Genomic DNA, 22,686 nt, shown 5'->3' on the forward strand with positions numbered 1-22,686 from the left:
GCAAGAAATCGCGAGCGCTGCCACAGCGCGGAAAATCCCGTCGATTGCGTTGAGATCGATGGTCGTGGCGCTGATGATCCTGCTCAGGCCAACTCAAGCGAAGCGGGATCATCAGATGAAGATGCGAGCGGTGGATGCGGCAGTCCGCATACTGGAACGCGAGGGGATCACTTGCGCTTTTGGCGTTCCCGGCGCCGCGATCAACCCGCTTTACTCCGCATTGAAGCGCAACGGCTCGATCCGGCATGTTCTGGCGCGGCACGTCGAAGGTGCCTCGCATATGGCGGAGGGCTATACCAGGGCGAACGCGGGCAACATCGGCGTTTGCATCGGCACGTCGGGCCCCGCCGGAACCGACATGATCACCGGCCTCTATTCGGCGATCGCGGATTCGATTCCGATCCTCTGCATCACCGGCCAGGCGCCGCGAGCGCGGCTCTACAAGGAAGATTTCCAGGCCGTCGACATCGAGGCGATCGCAAAGCCGGTGACGAAATGGGCCGTCACGGTGCGCGAGCCGGCGCTGGTGCCGCGGGTGTTCAGCCAGGCCTTCCATGTCATGCGCTCGGGGCGGCCGGGACCGGTGCTGATCGATCTGCCGCTCGATGTTCAATTGGCCGAGATCGAGTTCGACGATGAGACCTATTCGCCGCTGCCGGTCTACAAGCCGACGGCGACGCGCAAGCAGGTCGAGAAGGCGCTCGAGATGCTCAACGCCGCGGAGCGGCCGCTGATCGTCGCCGGCGGCGGCGTGATCAACGCTGATGCATCCGAGCTCCTGGTTTCCTTCGCCGAAGCTGTCAACGTGCCGGTGGTCCCGACGCTGATGGCGTGGGGCGCGATTCCCGATGATCACGCGCTGATGGCCGGCATGGTCGGCCTGCAGACCAGCCATCGCTACGCCAACGCCACGATGCTCGAATCCGATTTCGTGCTCGGCATCGGAAACCGCTGGGCCAACCGGCATACCGGTTCGATCGAGACCTATACGAAGGGTCGCAAATTCGTCCATGTCGACATCGAGCCGACGCAGATCGGGCGGGTCTTCAATCCGGACCTCGGTATCGTGTCGGACGCCAAGGCCGCGCTGGAACTGTTCGTTAGCGTCGCCCGCGAGTGGCGGAAGTCCGGCAGACTGCGCGACCGGCAGGCTTGGCCCGCAGCCTGTCGCGACCGCAAGCGTTCGATGCTGCGCAAGAGCCATTTCGACAACATCCCGATCAAGCCGCAGCGCGTCTACGAGGAAATGAACAAGGCGTTCGGCCGCGACACCTGCTACGTGACTGTGATCGGATTGTCGCAGATCGCGGGCGCCCAGTTCCTCAACGTCTATCGTCCGCGCAACTGGATCAACGCCGGGCAGGCCGGTCCGCTCGGCTGGACGCTGCCGGCCGCGCTCGGCGTGCGCGCCGCCGATCCCGACCGCGACATCGTCGCGCTGTCGGGCGACTACGATTTCCAGTTCCTGATCGAGGAGCTCGCGGTCGGGGCGCAGTTCAATCTGCCCTACATCCACGTGGTCGTGAACAATTCGTATCTCGGGCTGATCCGGCAGGCGCAGCGCGGCTTCGACATGGACTATCACGTCCAGCTCTCGTTCGAGAACATCAACGCGCCCGAGATCGGCGCCTACGGCGTCGACCATGTGGCCGTCGCGGAAGGGCTGGGCTGCAAGGCGATCCGCGTGACCGATCCGAACGACGCGCAGGCCGCATTCGCGACAGCGCGCGAGCTGATGGTGAAGCACCGCGTGCCCGTGGTGGTCGAGTTCATCCTCGAGCGGGTCACCAACATCGCGATGGGAACGGAGATCGACAACATCGTCGAATTCGAGGAGGTGCTCGATCTTCCGCTCGATGACGTGCCGAGCGCACAACGAACCGGCACGCTGTTGCCGGCCTGACGACATCATCCAGCGCTGCCCCAAGCGGAGATCCGACCCGTGCCTCAATTTGCCGCCAATCTCACCATGCTGTTCAACGAGCTGCCGTTCCTCGACCGGTTCGCAGCCGCCAAGGCCGCCGGCTTCAATGCTGTCGAGTATCTGTTTCCCTACGAGTTCGAGAAAGGCGCGTTGCGCGAGGAATTGGCGCGCTCTGGGCTGACCCAGGTGCTGCACAATCTGCCGGCCGGCAATTGGGCTGCCGGCGAGCGGGGCATTGCGATCCTGCGCGACCGGGTCGATGAATTCCGCGACGGCGTGGTGCGCGCGATCGACTACGCGAAGGCACTGGACTGCCGGCAGCTGAACTGCCTGGTCGGCATCGCTCCCACTGGCGCGGACGCGGCGGAGCTGCGCGAAGTCCTGGTGCCCAATCTGCGCTTCGCTGCCGGCGCGCTCGCGCAGCATGGCATCAAGCTTCTCATCGAACCGATCAACACGCTCGATATTCCCGGCTTCTTCCTGAGCGGGACGGAACAGGCGGTGCAGCTCATTGCCGACGTGGGCTCACCCAATTTGTTCATCCAGTACGACATCTATCACATGCAGATCATGGAAGGTGATCTGTCACGAACGCTGCAGAAGCATCTCGGCCGGATCGCGCATGTCCAGCTCGCCGACAATCCGGGCCGTTTCGAACCGGGCACCGGCGAGATCAACTATCCCTATCTGTTCAAGCATCTCGACAGCATCGGATATCGGGGCTGGATCGGATGCGAATACAAGCCGCGGTCGACCACGCTCGAGAGCCTTGCCTGGCACGCCGCACACACTCTCGTGACTTAATCCGGCGGACAGGAGCGACGACAATGAAGGACATAGGATTCATCGGGCTCGGCACCATGGGACGTCCGATGGCGAGCCACCTCCTGGCAGCGGGCTATCGCCTGTTCCTGCACGACGTCACGCCGCTCGCGCCGGAGCTGATTGCTGCCGGCGGCATCGCCTGCGAGTCCGGCAAGCAAGTCGCGCAGGAGGCGGACGCCGTCATTATCATGGTGCCGGATACGCCGCATGTCGAAGCCGTGCTGTTCGGCGAGGGCGGCGTCGCGGAGGGCGTCTCCAAGGGCATGATCGTGGTCGATATGAGCTCGATCTCGCCGCTGGCGACCAAGGAGTTCGCCCGCAAGATCGATGCGCTCGGCGCCGACTATCTCGACGCACCGGTCTCCGGTGGCGAGGTCGGTGCCAAGGGGGCAAGCCTGACCATCATGGTCGGCGGGCGCGAGCGGGCGTTCAATGCGATGAAGCCGGTGTTCGAGACGATGGGCAAGAACGTCACCCATGTCGGCGGCAATGGCGACGGCCAGACCACCAAGGTTGCGAACCAGATCATCGTGGCTTTGACCATCGAGGCGGTGAGCGAGGCCCTGCTGTTCGCCTCCAAGGCGGGCGCCGATCCCGCGCTGGTGCGCAAGGCGCTGATGGGCGGCTTCGCCTCGTCCCGGATCCTCGAGGTGCATGGCGACCGCATGATCAAGCGCAACTTCGATCCAGGCTTCCGCATCGAGCTGCATCAGAAGGATCTCAACCTTGCGCTCGAAGGCGCGCGGGCACTCGGGTTGTCGCTGCCAGGTACGGCAGCTGCCCAGCAGCTGTTCAACACCTGTACCGCGCTCGGCGGCAAAGCCTGGGACCATTCGGCGATCTTGAAGGCGCTGGAAGTCATGGCGGGCCACGAGGTCGCGGCTGCCTGAGCCTCACCCGGGGCAATGGATGAACTTCAACGGCCAGCCTCCGGCGATGCCATGCTGGTCCGGCGGGTGAGGGGGCGTCGCGCCAGGCGACGAACCCCTGCATCCGAGGGAAGGATCTTTAGCTCCTTGACACGGTAAGTAAAAATATTATTACATACCGGCCTTGGAGAAACGGGCTGATGTTGCAGACAAAGCGAAGCTATGGCGGCATGGTGACCGCGCCGCACCACCTCGCGGCGCAGGCTGGACTCGCGGTGTTGTCGGAAGGCGGCAATGCCATCGAGGCGATGATCGCCTCGGCGGCGACGATTGCCGTGGTCTATCCCCACATGAACGGACTCGGCGGCGACAGCTTCTGGCTCGTCGGTCGCGCCGGCTCTCCGCCGGTCGGGATCCAGGCTTGCGGACGCTCCGCGATGGCCGCCGATCGCGACTGGTATCGCGCGCGCGGTTGCAGCAGCATTCCCGGCCGCGGCCCGCTCGCTGCGCTCACCGTCGCCGGCACCGTCGACGGCTGGCAGAAGGCCTATGAACTCAGCCGCGATCGTCATGACGGCCGGTTGCCGCTGGCGCGGCTGCTCGAGCCCGCGATCCGCCATGCTGAGGACGGCGTCGCCGTCACCAGCACGCTGCATGAAAACATCGGCAAGAAGCGGCACGAGCTCGAAAACGTGCCCGGCTATGCCGAGGTCTATCTGCCGCAAGGCGCGCCGCTTGCGGTCGGTGCGCGGCTGCGCCAGCCTCGCGTCGCCGAGACGTTGCGGCGGCTGGCCAAAGCGGGCCTCTTTGATTTCTATCACGGCGAACTGGCGCGCTCGATGGCGGCCGACCTCGAACGGGCGGGCAGCCCGCTGCGGCTGGCCGATCTGGAACGGCATCAGGCGTCGCTGGTGACGCCGCTCTCGGTCGAGGTGTCCGGACACAAGATCTACAACATGCCGCCGCCGACGCAGGGGCTGGCCTCGTTGCTGATCCTGGCGCTCTATGCCCGGCGCATCGCTGATGAGGCCGACGGCGTCGATCATCTGCACCGGCTCGTCGAATGCACCAAGGCCGCGTTCCGGATTCGCAACGGCCATGTCACCGATCCCGACTACATGAAGCGCGCGGCCGCTGAATTCCTGTCCGAGCAGTCGCTGGCCGCGCTGCATCAAACAGTATCGAATAGCCGCGCTGCGCCGTGGCCCGATCCGTCCAAGCAGGGCGACACGGTGTGGCTTGCTGCGACCGATCGCAATGGGCTCAGCGTCAGCTTCATTCAAAGCGTGTACTGGGAGTTCGGTTCGGGCGTCATCCTGCCCGAGACCGGCGTCACCTGGCAAAACCGCGGGACGAGCTTTGGGCTCGGCGAGAGCGATACCAACAGGCTCGACCCGGGGCGCTTGCCATTCCACACGATCCAGCCGGCGATGGCCGAACTCGGCGATGGGCGGTTGATCTCGTATGGCACGATGGGCGGAGAGGGGCAGCCGCAGACCCAGGCCGCGATCTTCAGCCGCTACGCCATGCACGGCCAGGAGCTGCAATCAGCGATCACCGCGCCGCGGTGGCTGCTCGGTCGCACCTGGGGCGAGGAAAACAACAATCTGAAGATCGAATCCCGCTTCGACCCGGCGATCATCGAGCGGCTACGCGCGCTCGGCCACGACATTCAGGTGACCGGCCCGTTCGAGGAGTTCATGGGACACGCCGGCGCGATCGTCTGGCATCCGGATGGCCTGATGGAAGGGGCCAGCGATCCGCGCAGCGACGGTGTCGTTGCGACCCGCTGAGCCGCATTCCCGGCGCACGATGCCGTATCGTGCGCCGCGCCCGCTAGCGCGACGGCTTGCGGGGTTGCGCGGTCACCTTCGATCCCGCAGACCTTGACTTGCGTTCCCCAACGGGCGCCGTCAGCCAGGTCAGGATCATGTCCTGCGCATGCTCGCGCCGCAGCGCAAGCCAGTCCGGATCGCCGAGGTCCCGGTCGAACATCGCCGACAGCGTGTAGCGGTTGGACACGTGGAAATAGCTCATCGCCGTGATCGAGACGTAGAGCTGGATCGGATCGACGTCGCTGCGAAACAGGCCCGCCGCCACACCGCGCCGCAGGATGCTTTCGATGCTTGCGACCAGGGGCAGAGTGAGATCGGCGATCTTGCGCGACTTGCGCATGTTGCGCCCGCGTTGAAGGTTCTCGGTGTTGATCAGGGCGATGTAGTTCTGGTGCTGCCCGAAGAACGTGAAGGTGAAATCGATCAGCTCGCTCATCGCGGCGATCGGCTCGAGATCATCCAGCTTGAGCTGCTGTTCGGCGGCGCGGATCTCGGTGTAGACGTCCTCGAGGACCGCGATGTAGAGCCCGTTCTTGTCGCCGAAATAGGCGTACAGCAGGCGCATGTTGGCCTTGGCGCGCTGCGCAATGGCCTCCACGCGTGCACCCCCGAGGCCATTGTGGCAGAACTCGAAGGTCGCCGCGCGCAGGATCGCCTCCTTGGTGAGCGCGGAGTCGCGCGGACGTTTTCCGCGGGTCGTGCTGCGGGTGGGGCTGGTCTGTGCTGTCGTCTCTGTCACGGCGTCAACCTTGCCTGGGCTCGGGTAGTCACGCAAGGCACGGCCGCATCAGGCCACAAAGGGCAGCGGTCCGGTTCCCGGCGCAAGCAGCCCGGATTGAGATCGGCATTGCGGCTGTTCGTCAAGGGCGATTCCTCCCTGTTCACTGCTTCCGGGCGCCTTAGATCACCACCACGCCGCCACGGGCGATGAGCCGGCCGGCCTTGTAGACGTCGCGCGGCTTCGGACGCGCGACCACCGCTTCCTGGACGTGCCGTGCATCCAGCACGACGAAATCCGCCGCCGCGCCGACCGTGAGGCCGTAATCCCGGAGGCAGAGCGCACGCGCCGCGTTGGCCGTCACCATGTCGAAGGCCGCGACCAATTGATCGTCGGTGTTGAACCCGGAGCGATAGCCGACCATCATTGCGCGTTCGAGCAGGTCGCCGTCGCCGTAGGGCCACCAGGAATCGCGGATGTTGTCGTTGCCGGAGAACACATTGACGCCGGCATCGCGAAGCAGCAGCACGGGCGGAAATGCGTGCGAGCCCGGCGCATTGGTGAAGATGGCGACGCCGGATTCGGCGAGCTGTTGCGCGGTCCGTTGAGCGACGTCAGCGGCCACTTCGCCGAGCGCGTAGGCATGACTGATCGCGACCTTGCCGCCAAGCCCCGACGCTTTGGTCCGTCGCGCGATTTCCTCAATCTCCGCGATGCCCTGCAGACCGCCGTCATGCAGGTGAATATCGATGCCGACGCCATGCCGCTCCGCGATGCCAAAGACGACGTCGAGATGGCCGGCGGCGTCTCCATCGTGGCCTGCGGGATCAAGTCCGCCGATCAGGTCGGCGCCGGCGCGAACTGCGTCTTCGAGCAATGCGGCTGTTCCGGGCGAGGTCAGGATGCCGCTCTGGGGAAACGCGACGATCTGGATTGAAACCTTCTCGCGATGCGCCTCCCGTGCCGCTGCGATCGCTTCGAAATGCTGCAGGCCGACCGCGGCGTCGACATCGACGTGGCTGCGCATGTGCGTCGTGCCTTGCGAGACGCAAAGATCGATCAGGGCTGCTGCCCGAACGGAAATCGGCTTGGCGCCGGCGAGCGCTTCCTTCTCGAATTTGACGCGCTCGCGCACGCTGAAGCCCGCGGTGCAGGGCCGATGCGGCTTCCAGTCGTCGCCGATGAAGCATTTGTCGAGGTGGATATGACCTTCGACCATGCCGGGAAGCACCAGGCGCCGGCCAAGATCATGGGTGTCGCCGACTGCGCCGTAACTTTGCCGGGACGGCGAGATCGCAACGATCTTGCCGCCGCTGACGGCGATTTCGACCAGCTGGCCATCAGTCAGCCGCGCGTTCTGGAACAGTGTGTCGATGGCGGTCAATTGAGGTCTCCAGTTTCTTATGTCGGCACGATGCCGTCGGGCAGGGCGCGAGAGAATGCCGCGATCTCGCCCGCGGTGGTGATCCAGATGTCGTTGCGCCTTGCGACGATCGCCTGCAGGGCGCGCCGCAGCGGCCGCAGCCGGTGTGGCTGGCCGACCAGGTAGGGGTGCAGCGCGATGCCCATCACCAGTGACTGCTTGGTGGACTGCGCCAGCATCTCCTCGAAACTGTCCGCGATCATGGTCGCGAACTGCTCGCCGCTGTCCTTGCGCCCGACAATCGAGGGGATGTCGTTCAGTTCCTGCGGATATGGGACGGACAGGATGCGTCCGCCACCCCGTGTCGAGAACCACACCGGCTGATCGTCCATGCACCAGTCGAGCAGGTAGTGGTAGCCGGCTTCGGCGAGCAGGTCCGGGGTCACGGCGGATTGCGAGATCCACGGACCGAGCCAGCCGAGCGGCCGCCGTCCCTCGGCGCGCGCGATGACATCCGTCGCCTCCTCGATCAGTCGCTGCTCATCGGCCGGGGAGAGCACACCCTGGCGTTCGGAATTGGTCCGGCCATGGCCGACCACCTCGTCGCCGCGCGCGCGAAAGGCGTCCATCACTTCCGGGCAATAGTGATAGATGCTGCTGTTTGCGAGTACGGAGAGCGGCAGTTTCAGTTCGTCGAACAGATCGATGAGCCGCCACACGCCGACCCGGTTGCCATAGTCGCGCCAGGCGTAGTTGAGGACGTCCGGGTGCGGGCCGCCCGGGCAGAGCTCGGCGCCGAGCCCGTCGCCGAACGCGAAGTGCTCGAGGTTGAGCGCGATGTAGACCGCCAGCCGCTTGCCGTTCGGCCAGACGAAATCGGGACGGCGCGTGATCGCGCTGTAGCGGTAGCGGTCATGAGAGACGAGACCGCGCGCCGGATCAGGTGGTTGCGCAGATGTTGCATCGCCGAGCACGGCTCGTTCCGGTTCCGCTCCAATCTCCCGCTGCATCGCAATCTCCATTCGGCGCGCGATCGGCCGCTTGACATTCGCCAATTTGTGAAGAAAGTTTTTACTTCCGTCAAGGCCGCGGAAACGGCGGCCGCGGACCAGGGGCGGCAAGGGAGCCGTCGGAGCGGGAGGAATTGCAGAAATGAACCACGCTTGTACCCCCATTACCGGGTTGTGCCGCCGCGTTGTCTTGCAGGGCGCGCTCGCCATTCTCGTCGGTTCGCTGCCGTTTGCCCAGCGCGCGCAGGCGGCCGACCCGATCAAGATCGGCCTGGTCACGGCGCTGTCGGGGCAGTCGGCCCGCGCCGGCGAAGCATTGACCCGCGGCGCCACGATTGCGATCGAGGAGATCAACGCGAAGGGCGGCGTGCTCGGCCGGCCGCTGGAGCTGGTGCGCCGTGACGACGAAAGCAATCCCGCAAAGGGGCTGACCGCGGCGCGCGAATTGATCCAGCGCGAGAAGGTCGCGGTCTTGCTCGGCGGTCTCGATACGCCGGTCCAGCTTGCGATCGTGCCGTTTGTCAACAACGTCAAGATGCCGTTCGTGGTGCCATGGGCCGCCGGAACCAACATCACGCAGAACGGCGCGGCGTCCAACTACGTGTTCCGCGTCTCGGCGATGGACGACGAGGTCGACAAGGCGATCGTCGCGTTCGCCGGCAAGACCTTCGCGGCCAAGAAGCCGGGCCTCATCCTCGTCAACAATCCCTGGGGCGAATCGAACGAGCACGGCCTGCGCGCCGCGCTGAAGGCCGCCGGGATCGAACCGGCCGGCGTCGAGAAGTTCGAGGCGAACGATGTCGACGTCGTCGCGCAATTGTCCCGGCTCAAGCAGGCGGGCGCCGATTCCCTGTTCCTGGTCGGCAATGTCGGTCCATCCTCGCAGGTCGTGAAGTCGCTCGATCGGATGGGCTGGTCGCCGCCGATCGTGTCGCATTGGGGACCGGCCGGCGGCCGCTTCACCGAGCTTGCCGGGCCGAGCGCCGAGAGCGTCGTGTTCGTCCAGACCTACAGCTTCTTCGGCAACCTCTCGCCGGTCGGCAAGCGCGTGCTCGCCGAGCTGCAGGCGAAGTATCCCGACATCAAGGGGCCCGCGGACGTGACCCCGGCGGTCGGCTTCGCCAATGCCTATGACAGCGTGCTGGTGATCGCAGGTGCGATCCAGAAGGCCGGCAGCACCGATCCGACCGCGATTCGTGACGGCTTCTACGGGATCGACCGGCTGGAAGGCCTGATCAAGACCTATGAAAAGCCGTTCGCCCAGGACAAGCACGATGCGCTGACGGCGCAGGACTACATCTGGGCCCACTTCGAAGACAACCACATCCTGCCATTCAAGAACTGACGGCAGCGGTCGTCCAGCAAGCAGATCGGGGTGATCATCGATGTCGTTTCTTTCGGCGATAATAACCGGAATGGCGCTGGGGAGCATGTACGGTCTGCTCGCGCTGGGCTTTCACGTCACTTACGCCGTGTCCGGCACGGTCAACTTTTCGCAGGGCAGCTCGATGACCCTGGGGGCCGTTGCCGGATACTTCTTCCTCGTCGTGTGGGGCTGGCCGGCCGCGATCGGCATCCCCGCGGTGCTGCTGGTCTGCGCCGTCTACGGCGTTCTGATCGAGCGCTACGCGGTTCGTCCGTTCGTGCAGCGCGGGTCGGACAACTGGTTGATGGCGACGGTTGCGGTCGGCATCATCGTCGACAACGTGATGCTGTTCGTGTTCGGCAAGGAGCCGCGCAGCTTCCCGTCGGTGCTCGCGGCCAAGCCGATCCAGATCGTGGAAGGGGCAGGGGTCTACCCGCTGCAGCTCCTGATTCCCGTGGTCGGCCTGCTGCTCGCCCTGGCCCTGCATCTGATCAGCCGCCGCACCCGGCATGGCGTCGCGATGCTTGCGGTGGTGCAAAATCCCAATGCCGCACGGCTGATGGGCATCAATGTCAGCGGCGCCATCGCCGCGAGCTACGCGGTGTCGGCGATGCTGGCAGGCGTCGCCGCGCTGCTGATTGCGCCGCTGCTCAACGTCTCCTCGGAGATGGGCACGCTGTTCGGCATCAAGGCGTTCGCCGCCGCGATCATCGGCGGTCTCGCCAGCGCCTGGGGCGTCATGCTGGCCGGACTGTGCCTTGGCCTGATCGAGGTGTTCGCGACCAACTATCTCGGGTCGGTCTACACCCAGATCATCACGTTCGCGTCCGTCATCGTCATCCTCGTCATCATGCCGCACGGGCTGCTCGGCCGAGCTGGAGTTAAGAAGGTATGATCTCTCGCGCTTCCCTTCTGGTCGCGGTCGCGGCATTCGCGATTGCTATCTTCTATGCCGCGGTCGCGGACAGCTACGCCGTGTTCCTGATCGCGACGATTTCGCTGACCGCGATCGCCTGCATCGGGCTCAACGTCCTGCTCGGCCTCGCAGGCCAGATATCGCTCGGCCATATCGGCTTCATGGCGATCGGTGCCTACACCACAGTGCTGCTGATGGAGAAGGCCGGCTGGCCCTACCTCGCCGCGACGGCGGGCGCCATCGTGCTGGTCAGCATCGTCGGCGGCCTGCTTGCGCTGCCGGCGCTGCGCGTGCGTGGGCCGTATCTGGCGATGGTGACGATTGCTTTTGGTTTCATTGTCGAACATGTCACGATCGAGTGGCGCGATCTCACCGGCGGCGGCAACGGCCTGATGCTGAGCGCGCCGCCGAGCGTGTTCGGCTATGCGCTGTCGGAGCGTTCGCTGGCTATCGCGGGCATCGTGCTGGTGTTTGCCGGCCTGTTCCTGTTCGAGCGGTTGAAGCGCAGCGGCTGGGGCTATGCCATGCGCGCCGCCCGCGACACCGAGGTGGCGACGCGCTCGCTCGGCATCGACCTGGTGCAGGTCCGCGCGGTGGCCTTCGTGATCTCGGCCGCAGCGATGGCGCTGGCCGGCGCGCTGTTCGCGCCGCTGCAGGGCTATATCAGCCCGAGCTCGTTTCCGTTCCTGCAATCGGTGCTGCTGCTGTTCGGCGTGATGGTCGGCGGCGCCGGCTCCGCGCTCGGCCCGGTGATCGGCGCCGCGTTGGTGGTGCTGCTGCCGGAAGCGCTGTCGGATCTCGCCGAGTATCGCCTGCTGGCCTTCGGCGTGTTGCTGTTCGTCGTGCTGCGCGCCGCCCCCTCCGGCATCGTCGGCCTCGTGGAGCAGCTCGCGGCAAAATTCCGGCCGGCGCGCAAGCCCGTCGCGGAGCCCGCGATCGCGGCGGCGCATGTCGATGCGGCGATCCTCGAAACGCACAACGCGGCGGGGCTCGACGTGACGGATCTCTCGATCTCGTTCGGCGGCGTGCGTGCCGTGCAGGGTGTGTCGTTTAGGGCGGCGCCCGGCGCCGTCACCAGCATCATCGGTCCCAACGGCGCCGGCAAGACCAGCGCGCTCAACCTGCTCTGCGGCTTCTACCGGCCGCAGGCGGGAACGGTGATGCTCGGCGATCGCGATGTCACGGGCATGACGTCGCATCTGCTGGCGCGGGTCGGCGTGGCGCGCACGTTCCAGACCACGCAATTGTTCGGCTCACTCACGATCCTGGAGAACATCCTGCTCGCCGAGCGGGTCGGCCGTCTTGGCGGTCTTGTCTCTGCGCTGCGCAACGCGGAGACCGAGGGATTCGCCAGGCTCCTGCTGCGCTTTGCCGGTGTCGACGGCGACGTCGACCGGCTTGCGGATTCGCTGTCGCATGGCGAGAAGCGGCTGGTCGAGATCGCACGTGCGCTGGCGCTGCGGCCCCGCATCCTGCTGCTCGACGAGCCCGCGGCGGGTCTCTCGAAGGGCGACAAGCAGCGCCTGACCGCACTGTTGCGGCGGATCGCCGATCTCGGGATCGCCGTCATCATCGTCGAGCACGACATGCCGATGATCATGTCGCTCAGCGATCTCATCGTCGTGCTCGACGGCGGCAAGCGCATCGCGATCGGCGATGCAACGGCGATCCGCAACGATCCGGCGGTCCGCAAGGCCTATCTGGGCGATGCCTCGCCGGGTGAGCAGAGCCGCGCGCCGCGGCCGGCGCGGCAGGGCACCGCACTCGAGGTCAAGGCACTCGATTCGTTCTATGGCCTGTCGCGCGCCCTGAACGGGATCGATCTGGTGGTCGCGCCCGGCGAGGCGGTTGCCGTGCTCGGCGCCAACGGCGCCGGCAAGACCACCCTGATGCGGTCGATCGCCGGTCTCGAACCGCCGCGATCCATCGGTGAAGTCCGGCTCGCCGAGACGCGCATCGACACGATGCCCGCGCATGTGCGTGCCCGCTCGGGCGTTGTGCTGGTGCCGGAAGGACGGCAGGTGTTTCCGGAACTGACGGTGAAGCAGAACCTCGAGCTCGGCGCCTATGCGCGCAAGGGCCTCGACCTCGATGCTGAGATCGAGGCGATGTTCGTGCGCTTCCCGCGGTTGAAGGAGCGCATCGACCAGCGCGCCGGCCTGTTGTCCGGCGGCGAGCAGCAGATGCTCGCGGTGGCGCGCGGACTGCTGACCGGGCCGAAGATCTTCATGCTGGACGAGCCGTCGCTCGGCCTCGCCCCGCTCGTCGTCGACGAATTGTTTGCGTCCTTTGAGCGGCTGCGCAGCGAGGGCATGACCATCATGGTGGTCGATCAGATGGCGGGCCACGCGCTCGCGTTGGCCGACCGGGCCTATCTCTTGGAGACCGGCTCGATCCTGAAGAGTGGCCCCGCCGACATCATTGCCGAGGATCCGCTGCTCGAGGCGGCCTATCTGGGCGGCGAGGCCCAGGCCGGCGCAGCGCAGCGCTTCGCGGCGCAGGCACGCTGAGGAGGCGAGGGCGGATGTTGGTCGGAGGCCGCGAAGCTGACGGAAGGCAGGCCGGTCGCATGGGAGCACGAGACGAGCGGCGTCCCGGGCCCGCACCGTCCGTCTGCGATCGTGTGGAGGTGGGGCTGCTTGCCGACCGGGCGCTTCGCGATCGCGCCGCTGGGCAGGTCGTCGCCGCGTTCGAACGTTCGTTCTACGCCGTCATCGACGGGATCTGGATCTGCGTCGGACAGGCCGGCATCGGATCGGGTCCATTGCATGTCCTCGGTGATTTCCGATGGCCGCGACTTGTGGTCGGCGATCCCGTGCGGGTCGCCGACTCCATGCTGTGGATCGCAGGCGTGCCGCTGGCGAATCTTGCTTCGCGGTCCGTCTGGGCGCCGCGCGCCGCACCCCATTGGTCGATCGGCAGCCTGCAACGCGGGCTTGATGCGGTCGATGCGGTGTGGGGCGGTAAACTGATTGCGGAAGGTCTCGCCGTGGTCGGCTCCGGACGTGTTCCAGGCGATGCGTCTCTCCTCGTTCGCGCTGCGATGCCCGGTCTTGCTGCGCTGGAGCAAATCCTGTCCGGCGCGCCCGATGCGGATCGCGAGTCGGGGCTTGGCAGCTTGATCGGTCTCGGGCCGGGGCTGACACCGTCCGGCGATGATCTGATCGGCGGCGCGCTGATCGCGCTGGCTGCGCTGGGGCGCACCGAATGTCGCGACGCATTGTGGGACCGATGCCGCGCGCTGCTTGACGGCACCAATGACATCAGCCGAATCCATTTGCGTGCGGCGGCGCTGGGGTACGGCGCAGCAGCGCTGCACGACGCCATTCATGCAACGATGAGCGGCGAGCGCGCCGGATTTCGTCGCGCGCTCACGGCGCTCTCGGCGATCGGGCATACATCCGGCCAGGATGCATTCGCGGGCAGTCTGATCGTGCTGCGCCACGAACTACGCGGACGCTGACGCCGTCACCGATTAGAATTTCGAGTTCTCCCAGACTGCTCCGAACGAAGTTCGGAGCATTTTTTTAGCGGAATTTCCTTCGCATCGAAGATTTCGCATTTCCCGAGAATCCGGTCTTGACTAAGTAAGTGTTTTCTTATTAGTTCGACGTAACGAAAACGAACTTTGTTAGGGCGGAGACGATGACGGATCAGGATAGGCCGCAGTATCAGCAATTGTTGGCGCGCAAGGTCGAGGTCGTGAATGTCGGGCTCGAGGGGTTCGTGAAGGACCTTCGCGACTGCGACATCAGCGTCGTTCACGTCGACTGGAAACCTTCGGCCGGCGGCGATCCGCAGATGGCGGCCCTGCTCGCGAAGCTCGGTGTGTGAGGGCGCACCGATGAAGCTGATCGAGGACGCAAACCAGCAGGCGCTCACCCGGATTCTCGAAGGGGAGCCTCGGCTGATCGACATCGTTCCCGCCCGTCAACTGATCCCGGGCCTGCGCGAACGGATGATCCTCCACGCCGGACCACCGATTTCCTGGGACCGGATGTGCGGCCCGATGCGCGGTGCGGTCGCCGGCGCCATCGTGTTCGAGGGCTGGGCAAAGGATCTGCTGGCGGCGACCAAGCTCGCCGCCAGCGGCGAGATCGAATTTCACCCGAACCACCATTTCGGGGCGGTCGGCCCGATGACCGGCATGACGACGATGTCGATGCCGTTGTTCGTGGTCGAGAACGCGCGCTTCGCGAACCGCGCCTATTGCGCGATCAACGAGGGGCTCGGCAAGGTGATGCGTTTCGGCGGCAACGACGCGAGCGTGCTGAAGCGGCTCGCCTGGCTGCGCGACGTGTTCGGGCCGACGCTGGGCAAGGCGATCCGTGCCGCCGGCGGCATCGACCTCAAATCGATCGTCGCGCGCGGCTTGTCGATGGGCGACGAATTGCATCAGCGCAATCTCGCCTGCTCGAGCGTCTTCCTGCGCGAGATCGCGCCCTGGATGGCGCGCACCTCGACGGACAACGCCGTGCTCGCCGAATGCCTCGCGTTCATCGGGCAGAACGATCAGTTCTTCCTCAACATCGCAATGGCGATGGGCAAGGCGATCACCGATCCCGCCAACGGCATTCGCGGTTCGACCATCGTCACCACCATGTGCCGCAACGGCACCGATTTCGGCATCCGCGTCTCTGGGCTCGGCGAGCAGTGGTTCACCGCGCCGGTCGAAATGCCGGAAGGCCTGTACTTCGCCGGCTATTCCGAGAAGGACGCCAATCCGGACATGGGCGATTCCGCGATCGTCGAGACGATCGGTCTCGGTGGATTTGCGATGGCGGCGGCGCCGGCCGTCGCCGGATTCGTCGGTGCCGGTGCGCCATCCGAGGCCGGCAACTTCACCCGCTCGATGGGCGAGATCACGGTCGCGCAGAATCCGGAATGGACCATCGCCGCGATGGACTTCGCGGGCGTGCCGACCGGCATCGATATCCGCCTGGTCGTCGATTCCGGCGTGGTGCCCGTCATCAACACCGGCATCGCGCATCGCGAGCCCGGCATCGGCCAGGTCGGTGCCGGCGTGGTCAAGGCGCCGCTAGCGTGCTTCCAGCAGGCGATCGTCGCGATCGCCAAGGATTTGGGTGTGTCATGAACGTCGTTGTCCTGAACGAGGTACGCAAGGGATTCTATCTCGACTCGGTCGCGCTGATGCGGCTGTCGCGTGAGGTGGCCGGCTCGCCCGGCGTGATCGAGGCTGCGTTGATGATGGGAACGCCGTCGAACGCTGCGATCATGCGCAATGCGGGGCTGCTGGAGGAGGGTATTGCGGTCAAGGGCAATGACCTCGTGATCGCGGTCAAGGCCGAGTCCGAGCCCGCCGCCCGCGAAGCGCTCGACACTGCGATCAGGTCGCTCGACAAGCCGAAGACCCAGGGCGAGGCGCAGGCCGCATGGCGGCCGCACTCGATCGCGGCCGCTGTCAAGGCGAGGCCGGAGATCAATCTTGCGCTGATTTCCGTTCCCGGCGAATTCGCCGCCGCCGAGGCGCGCAAGGCGCTCAATCGCGGCCTGCATGTCCTGATGTTCAGCGACAACGTATCCCTCGGGGACGAATTGTCGCTCAAGCAGCAGGCGCGGGCGGCCGGCCTCCTGATGATGGGACCTGATTGCGGAACGGCTGTGATCGGCGGCGCGCCGCTGGCGTTTGCCAACAAGATCAGGCGCGGCAGGATCGGCATCATCGGCGCGTCGGGGACCGGAACGCAGGAGGTCTCGTGCCTGATCTCGGAAGCCGGCGCGGGAATCTCCCACGCCATCGGGGTCGGCGGGCGCGATCTGAAGAAGGATATCGGCGGCATCACCACGCTGATGGCGATCGATGCATTCGATGCCGATCCGGAAACCGACCACGTGGTGCTGATCTCGAAGCCGCCGCATCCCGATGTCGCGAAGGCCGTCCTCGAGCGGATCGGCAGAAGCCGGAAGTCGTACACGGTGTGCTTCATCGGTGCGTCTGAGGTCCAGCTCCCGCCGAACGCCCGGTTCTCGCCGACGCTGAAGGGCGCCGCGGAGCTGGCACTGGGACGCCGGCAGATCGGGGCGGGCTTCGATGCGAACGCTGTTGCGTCACGGCTTCCGCGGAACGGTCGAGGCGGCATCGAAGGTTTGTTCGCCGGCGGTACGTTGTGTGCCGAAGCCCAGGTGATCCTCGCGGCCGCAGGCCGGAAGGTGGCGTCGAACGCCGCCATCCCCGGCGTGCTGAAGCTCGGCGTCGAACCGAACGATGGACGGGACCGGCTGATCGACCTTGGCGACGACGAATATACCCGTGGCCGGCCGCATCCGATGATCGACCCGTCGGTGCGCGACGATGCGTTGCGCGCCGCGCTCAAGAACCACGATCTTTCGGTGATCCTGCTCGATCTCGTGCTCGGCTATGGCGCGCACGCCGATCCCGCCGAGCATCTGACCAAGATCGTTGCCGATCGTGGGCAGGATGCACCTGTCCTGGTCGCGTCCGTCGTCGGCACGGAACAGGATCCGCAAGGGCGCTCCGCGCAGGTCAGGAAACTCGAGCAGGCAGGATTCGTCGTTGCGCCGTCGAACGCGCAGGCGTGCGAGCTTGCTGTCGCCATCGTGCAGAATGCGGGGAGATAGGGAAATGCGTACACTCAATGACGTACCGCGTCGCCTGGTGGTCGCGATCGGCGGCAATGCGGTTCACCCCGAGGATATCAGGGGTACGTCGCAGGAGCAGAAGTCGGTCGCGCAGATCACCGCGGAAGCGCTGCTGCCGTTGGCGCAGCTCGATAACGAGCTGGTCATCACCCACGGCAACGGCCCGGTGGTCGGCAAGATCATGATGCGCCAGATGCTGACGATGAGCCGGATTCCGCCGATGGACATGGACATCTGCGTCGCGCACAGCCAAGGCGGCATCGGCTATCTCCTGATGCAGGCGATCGAGAATGCGCTGCGCGAGCAGGGCAACCAGCGACACGTGGCAAGCCTGCTGACCCAGGTCGAGGTGGACAAGGACGATCCCGCGTTCAGGAATCCGACCAAGTTCGTCGGGCCGTTCTTTTCCGAGGACGAGGCGAAGAAGATCAGCGACGAGCTCAACTGGGCGATGCGTGAGGATTCGGGGCGCGGCTGGCGTCATGTCGTACCGTCGCCGAAGCCCAAGCATGTCTGCGACATCTCGCTGGTCGACGCATTGGTCAAGCGGGGAACAATTGTCATTGCCGGCGGCGGCGGCGGCGTTCCCGTGGTCCGCGACGCCAAGGGCGTGCGCACCGGCGTGCCGGCCGTGATCGACAAGGACCTGACATCGGCCCACATCGCGAATGTGTTGGGCATCGAGGAGCTGCTGATCCTGACAGCGGTCCCGCGCGTCGCGGTGAATTTCGGCAAGCCGAACAAGAGGGACCTGGATCAGGTTAGCCTCGAAGAGCTCAAGGCTTACCATCGTGAGGGACACTTTCCTCCTGGAAGCATGGGACCCAAGGTCGATGCCGCCATCCGGTTTCTCGAAGGCGGAGGCAAACGGGCGATCATCAGTCACCTCGATTGCGCGATGGCGGCGCTGCGGGGCGAGACCGGGACGCATGTCGTTCAATAACCAACGGGACTGGCGCTTCGGCGGGACATCCGCCCGCGCCAAAGCAATTGAGACGCCGGATCGGCGCCTCAACTGATTAGGCAATCGAGCTGGCCGCCGGCTGAGGCTCTAGCACAAGACCAACAAGCAGCCTGCGGGATTCAAGGGAACGACAGGGCCATGGCCATCCAATCCAGCATTAAGGCGAACCTGTACAAGGATTCCGTGTCGTTGATGCGGATCTCGCAGGTCACGGTGGCGCGGACCGGCGTGCAGCGGGTCACGCTCTTGATGGGAACGCGCAGCAACAAGGAATTCCTGCAGCAGGCCGGGCTGATGAGTCCGGCGCTCGAGGACGCCAAGCCCGGCGATATCATGATCGTCGTGGTGGACGATGCGCCCGAAAAGCGCGCGGCCGCGGAGCAGGAGATTCACTCCCTGATCGTCGGCGAAGAGCCGAAGGGCGGCCCGGCCGAAGCGGCCGCGGAAGCACCGCCGCGCTCGATCTCCCGCGGCGTCGTGATCGCCGATCGCGCCGACCTCGCATTGATCTCGGTGCCGGGTCCCTATGCGGCGGCGGAAGCGCTGAAGGCGCTGAGGCAGGGTCTGAACGTGCTGCTGTTCAGCGACAACGTGCCGATCGAACAGGAGCAGGCCATCAAGCGCGTCGCGGCACAGAAGGGCCTGCTGGTGATGGGGCCGGATTGCGGCACGGCCATCATCAATGGCGTGCCGCTTGGATTTGCCAATGTCGTTCGGCGCGGCGCGATCGGGCTCGTCGGCGCATCGGGCACCGGTCTGCAGGAAGTGATGTGCCAGATCCATCGTCAGGATCAGGGCATATCGCAGGCCATCGGCACCGGCAGCCACGATGTTTCCAGCGAGGTCGGCGGCATCACCATGTTGCAGGGCCTTGAGTTGCTGGCCACCGATGCGCAGACCAAGGTCGTCGCCATCGTCTCCAAGCCTCCTGCGCCCGATGTGCAGAAGCGGGTGATCGAGCGCGCCGGCGCGATCGGCAAGCCGGTCGTGATCTGCTTCCTCGGCGGCGATCCGGCGGCATCGGCCGGCAATGTTCATCGCGCGTCGTCGCTCGAGGAGACGGCGCGGCAGGCCGTCGCGCTTGCGGGAGCGCGCCAACCCGGGGGTGACGAACAGTCGATCGAAGCATTGGCAACGCGGGTTTGTGCGTCGCTGGCGCCTTCGCAGCGCAATCTGCGCGGGCTCTATTCCGGCGGAACGTTCTGCTCGGAGGCCCAGACCATTTGGCGCGCCGCGGGCCTTCGGGTCCGGTCGAACGCGCCGCTTGCGGAGGCGGACCGTCTGGCCGATGTGGAAGCGAGCCAAGGACACACCGCGATCGATCTCGGCAGTGACGAATTCACGGTGGGACGGCCGCATCCGATGATCGACTATGGCGTGCGGATCGAACGGCTGTTGAAGGAAGCAGGTGATCCGACCGTTGCCTGCGTCGTGCTGGATGTCGTGCTCGGCTACGGCAGCCACCCCAATCCGGCAAAGGTCCTGGCTCCGGCGATCCGCCGCGCGAAGACCGCAGCGCGCGGGCAAGGGCGGGAGCTTCCCGTGATCTGTTTCGTCTGCGGCACGGACGCCGATCCGCAGCCCCTCGAGACGCAGAAAGCCATGTTGGCGGACGCCGGCGCGGAGATTTTCGGCAGCAGCACGGGCGCCGCCCATGCCGCGCAAGCCATCGCGAGCCGCATGGCAGCGGACGACAACGTCTCAGCGCGCCGCGTGATGCAAGGTGGAGAATGATGATGAACGCAGCCCCTTCCGCGCTCCAGCATAAGACTTCCGTCATCAGCCTCGGCGCCTCCGACCTCGATCGCGGCGTCGAAAGCAGCGGTGCACCACTGGTGCGTCTGCAGTGGCAGCCGATCGGCGATGGAAGTCCCGAGGTGGCCTGGAGCCTTGCGCAACTCGTTGGCGATACCGCAGATGCGGATTGCTTGGGATCGCGGATCGATCGCGCCAATGCCGAAGTGCTCGAGCGGATCCTGACCGCGCAGCCGGTTTGGGTCGATATCGCGGCACATGCATCGGAGGTCTGGCCGGACATGGGCCGGACGCTGCTCCATGCTGGTCCGCCGATCGCCTGGAACGACATGTGCGGCCCGATGAAGGGCGCGGTGGTCGGCGCAATCCTCTATGAGAACTGGGCGACCAGCCCGCGAGAGGCCGAGCGACTCGCGGCGTCGGGCGGCATCAGCTTCGCGCCGTGCCATGAATTTGGCGCGGTCGGGCCGATGACCGGGATCATCTCGCCCTCGATGCCACTCTTCGTGGTGCAGAACAAGACCACAGGCAATCGCGCCTATGCGCCGATGATGGAATCCGGCGGCGCCAAGACGCTGCGTTTCGGCGCATTCGCCCCCGAGGTGATCGAGGGCCTCAAGCTGATCGAGACGGTGCTGGCGCCATGTCTGAAGGCTGCGGTCACCGGCATCGACGGAGGCTTGCCGCTGAAGCCGCTGATGTCGCAGTCGCTGCACATGGGCGACGATGTCCACAATCGCAACACGGCTGCAACCCTGCTGCTGTATCGCGCCGTCACGGAAGCGCTGCTCAAGTCCTCGATCTCGCGCGACCTCGTTCACGAGACGCTGCGGACGATCGGGGCGGACGACATGTTCTTCCTGAGCCTGTCGATGGCGGCGTGCAAGGCGACCATGGACGCCGCGCACGGCGTTCCGTTCAGCAGCACCGTCACCGCGATGGCGCGCAACGGCGTCAATGTTGGGATCAGGGTCAGCGGCCTGGACGGGCAGTGGTTCGTCGGTCCGGCCGATATTCCCGTCGGCTTGTTCCTGCCGGGCTTCAGCGTGGCCGATGCCAATCCCGATATCGGCGACAGCGCGATCACCGAGACCGCGGGGCTCGGTGCGTTCGCGATGGCGGCAGCTCCCGCGATGGTCCAGTTCGTCGGCGGTACGCCGCAGGATGCCCTGCGCTATTCGCGCGAGATGGCGCACGTCACCATCGGCCGCAATCCCGGCTTCACCTTGCCGATGCTCGACTTCATCGGAGCGCCGGTCGGCATCGATGTCCGCAAGGTCGTGGACGAGAGCATGCGGCCGGTCATCAACACCGCTACGGCGCACAAGGAGCCGGGCATGGGGATCATCGGCGCCGGAGTCGTGCAGGCCCCCATGAAGTGTTTCGTTGATGCCGTCAGCGCGTTGGCGGCAATCCGCGCGGGGTGAGATTGCTTCGATACTGAAACTGACGGCGCTGACGCGCCGCCGATACAAGAATGCCGCAACAAAGAGTGCGGCAACACCGGGAAACGAACAGGAGGAAACACATGAGCGCTACCCGTCGTGCATTTCTGCAAACCGGCATGCTCTCGGCAGCCTTTATCGGTTCATCAGTCCGGCTCGGCTTCGCCGACGATGCGGCAAAGCCGCTTCGCATCGGTATTCTGATTCCGGGGTCGCGGGCCGACCATGGCTGGATGGAGTCGGCCTACAACGGCATGAAGGCGGCTGAGCAGCGCTACGGCAGCAAGGTCGTGATTACGTCGATCGAGAACGTCAAGTTCGCCGACATGGAGCAGGCGCTGGTGACGCTCGCCTCGAAGAACGACATGGTGATCGGCGCTGCGGGGCAGACCCAGGCATCGGTCCTCAAGGTCGCCAAGCGCTTCCCGAAGGTGAAGTTCTCCATCGTCGGCCCGACCGGACAGCCGACCGACAACGTCGCGCAATACGACGTGCTGCAGGCCCAGATCGGATTCATTGCCGGCGCCGTCGCGGCGCTGATGTCGAAGAACGGCGCGGTGAGCTATGTCGGCGGGCTTGAAATTCCGGCCATCGTCAACACCGGAACGGAGTTCGCGAACGGCGCCAAGCACGTCAAGCCGGATACCAAATGTTTCGTGACCTACACCGGTGACTTCGACGACGTCGCCAAGGCCAAGGAGGCGACGCTTGCCGCGATCGCGCAGGGCGCCGACGTGCACTACAACATCCTCAATCTCGGCGTGCGCGGCATGGAGCAGGCGGCGCGCGAGAAGGGCACCAAGATGATCGGGAGCTACACCAATTACTGCTCCGACAACAACCCGCTCTACATCGCCTATACAGTCAGCGGCATCGGGTTCATGGTCGAATACGCCATCGACCAGGCCGTCGCCGGAACATGGCACCCGGAGTACAAGCAGTTCGGCCTCGCCATGGGACCGCGCTCGGCCGACATCGAGATTTGCGCGGGGGCGACGCCCGAGATCCAGGCCAGGATCAAGGAACTGAAGGACGACCTGCTGTCGAGCAAGATCAAGGTCAAGGTGGGTTGACC

At 65.6% G+C, this 22,686-nt stretch carries 18 protein-coding genes; 15 read left to right on the plus strand and 3 right to left on the minus strand.

The genetic code is table 11. The features are described 5' to 3' along the window. Positions 1-115 precede the first annotated feature (115 nt). From gcl to ACTUWL_RS30335, 4 genes are all read left to right on the plus strand, one after another. On the plus strand, positions 116-1,903 hold the full coding sequence (gene gcl, locus ACTUWL_RS30320) for a glyoxylate carboligase (RefSeq protein ID WP_035653233.1): 1,788 nt from the start codon (positions 116-118) through the stop codon (positions 1,901-1,903). A gap of 39 nt (positions 1,904-1,942) precedes the next feature. Beyond that, positions 1,943-2,728, plus strand: a complete 786-nt coding sequence (gene hyi / locus ACTUWL_RS30325) for a hydroxypyruvate isomerase (RefSeq protein WP_021081724.1) — start codon at positions 1,943-1,945, stop codon at positions 2,726-2,728. Positions 2,729-2,751: 23 nt separating this feature from the next. Beyond that, positions 2,752-3,639 carry a 2-hydroxy-3-oxopropionate reductase gene (locus ACTUWL_RS30330; protein ID WP_021081723.1) on the plus strand — a complete coding sequence of 296 codons (888 nt, stop codon included), beginning with the start codon at positions 2,752-2,754 and terminating at the stop codon, positions 3,637-3,639. Positions 3,640-3,818: 179 nt separating this feature from the next. Next, positions 3,819-5,411 carry a gamma-glutamyltransferase family protein gene (locus tag ACTUWL_RS30335; RefSeq protein WP_021081722.1) on the plus strand — a complete coding sequence of 531 codons (1,593 nt, stop codon included), beginning with the start codon at positions 3,819-3,821 and terminating at the stop codon, positions 5,409-5,411. A gap of 43 nt (positions 5,412-5,454) precedes the next feature. On the opposite strand, the gene ACTUWL_RS30340 is transcribed toward ACTUWL_RS30335, so the two are convergent. The 3 genes from ACTUWL_RS30340 to ACTUWL_RS30350 form a co-directional block, all read right to left on the minus strand. Next, positions 5,455-6,192: a TetR/AcrR family transcriptional regulator gene (locus ACTUWL_RS30340; RefSeq protein WP_021081721.1), complete on the minus strand. Its 738-nt coding sequence runs from the start codon at positions 6,190-6,192 to the stop codon at positions 5,455-5,457. A 160-nt stretch (positions 6,193-6,352) separates the two neighbouring features. Continuing rightward, positions 6,353-7,555, minus strand: coding sequence for an amidohydrolase family protein (locus tag ACTUWL_RS30345; RefSeq protein WP_021081720.1), 1,203 nt, complete (start codon positions 7,553-7,555; stop codon positions 6,353-6,355). 17 nt (positions 7,556-7,572) lie between these two features. Then, positions 7,573-8,544, minus strand: a complete 972-nt coding sequence (locus ACTUWL_RS30350; protein ID WP_021081719.1) for a polysaccharide deacetylase family protein — start codon at positions 8,542-8,544, stop codon at positions 7,573-7,575. Positions 8,545-8,686: 142 nt separating this feature from the next. On the opposite strand from ACTUWL_RS30350, the gene ACTUWL_RS30355 reads away from it, so the two are divergent. From ACTUWL_RS30355 to ACTUWL_RS30405, 11 genes are all read left to right on the plus strand, one after another. Further along, a complete protein-coding gene (locus ACTUWL_RS30355) occupies positions 8,687-9,889 on the plus strand; it encodes an ABC transporter substrate-binding protein (protein WP_021081718.1) in 1,203 nt (400 codons plus the stop codon). A gap of 40 nt (positions 9,890-9,929) precedes the next feature. After that, positions 9,930-10,805, plus strand: a complete 876-nt coding sequence (locus ACTUWL_RS30360) for a branched-chain amino acid ABC transporter permease (protein ID WP_021081717.1) — start codon at positions 9,930-9,932, stop codon at positions 10,803-10,805. Beyond that, a complete protein-coding gene (locus ACTUWL_RS30365) occupies positions 10,802-13,336 on the plus strand; it encodes a branched-chain amino acid ABC transporter ATP-binding protein/permease (RefSeq protein WP_021081716.1) in 2,535 nt (844 codons plus the stop codon). The genes ACTUWL_RS30360 and ACTUWL_RS30365 overlap by 4 nt, the downstream gene beginning before the upstream one ends. 119 nt (positions 13,337-13,455) lie before the next feature. Continuing rightward, positions 13,456-14,289, plus strand: coding sequence for an oxamate carbamoyltransferase subunit AllH family protein (locus ACTUWL_RS30370; RefSeq protein WP_299106933.1), 834 nt, complete (start codon positions 13,456-13,458; stop codon positions 14,287-14,289). A 182-nt stretch (positions 14,290-14,471) separates the two neighbouring features. Then, on the plus strand, positions 14,472-14,660 hold the full coding sequence (locus ACTUWL_RS30375; RefSeq protein ID WP_021081714.1) for a hypothetical protein: 189 nt from the start codon (positions 14,472-14,474) through the stop codon (positions 14,658-14,660). Positions 14,661-14,670: 10 nt separating this feature from the next. Beyond that, positions 14,671-15,921, plus strand: coding sequence for a YlbE family protein (locus ACTUWL_RS30380; protein ID WP_021081713.1), 1,251 nt, complete (start codon positions 14,671-14,673; stop codon positions 15,919-15,921). Further along, complete coding sequence (gene fdrA / locus ACTUWL_RS30385; RefSeq protein WP_021081712.1) at positions 15,918-17,426, plus strand: acyl-CoA synthetase FdrA; 1,509 nt, start codon at positions 15,918-15,920, stop codon at positions 17,424-17,426. The genes ACTUWL_RS30380 and fdrA (ACTUWL_RS30385) overlap by 4 nt, the downstream gene beginning before the upstream one ends. Before the next feature lie 4 nt (positions 17,427-17,430). After that, on the plus strand, positions 17,431-18,390 hold the full coding sequence (gene arcC, locus ACTUWL_RS30390; protein WP_021081711.1) for a carbamate kinase: 960 nt from the start codon (positions 17,431-17,433) through the stop codon (positions 18,388-18,390). Between the two features lie 159 nt (positions 18,391-18,549). Further along, positions 18,550-20,145, plus strand: a complete 1,596-nt coding sequence (fdrA, locus tag ACTUWL_RS30395) for an acyl-CoA synthetase FdrA (RefSeq protein ID WP_021081710.1) — start codon at positions 18,550-18,552, stop codon at positions 20,143-20,145. A 2-nt stretch (positions 20,146-20,147) separates the two neighbouring features. Then, positions 20,148-21,593, plus strand: coding sequence for a YlbE family protein (locus ACTUWL_RS30400; protein ID WP_021081709.1), 1,446 nt, complete (start codon positions 20,148-20,150; stop codon positions 21,591-21,593). Positions 21,594-21,694: 101 nt separating this feature from the next. Continuing rightward, positions 21,695-22,684, plus strand: coding sequence for a BMP family protein (locus tag ACTUWL_RS30405; protein ID WP_021081708.1), 990 nt, complete (start codon positions 21,695-21,697; stop codon positions 22,682-22,684). The last annotated feature ends 2 nt before the right edge of the window (positions 22,685-22,686 follow it).

The sequence above is a fragment of the Bradyrhizobium sp. WCU1 genome (assembly GCF_053474805.1).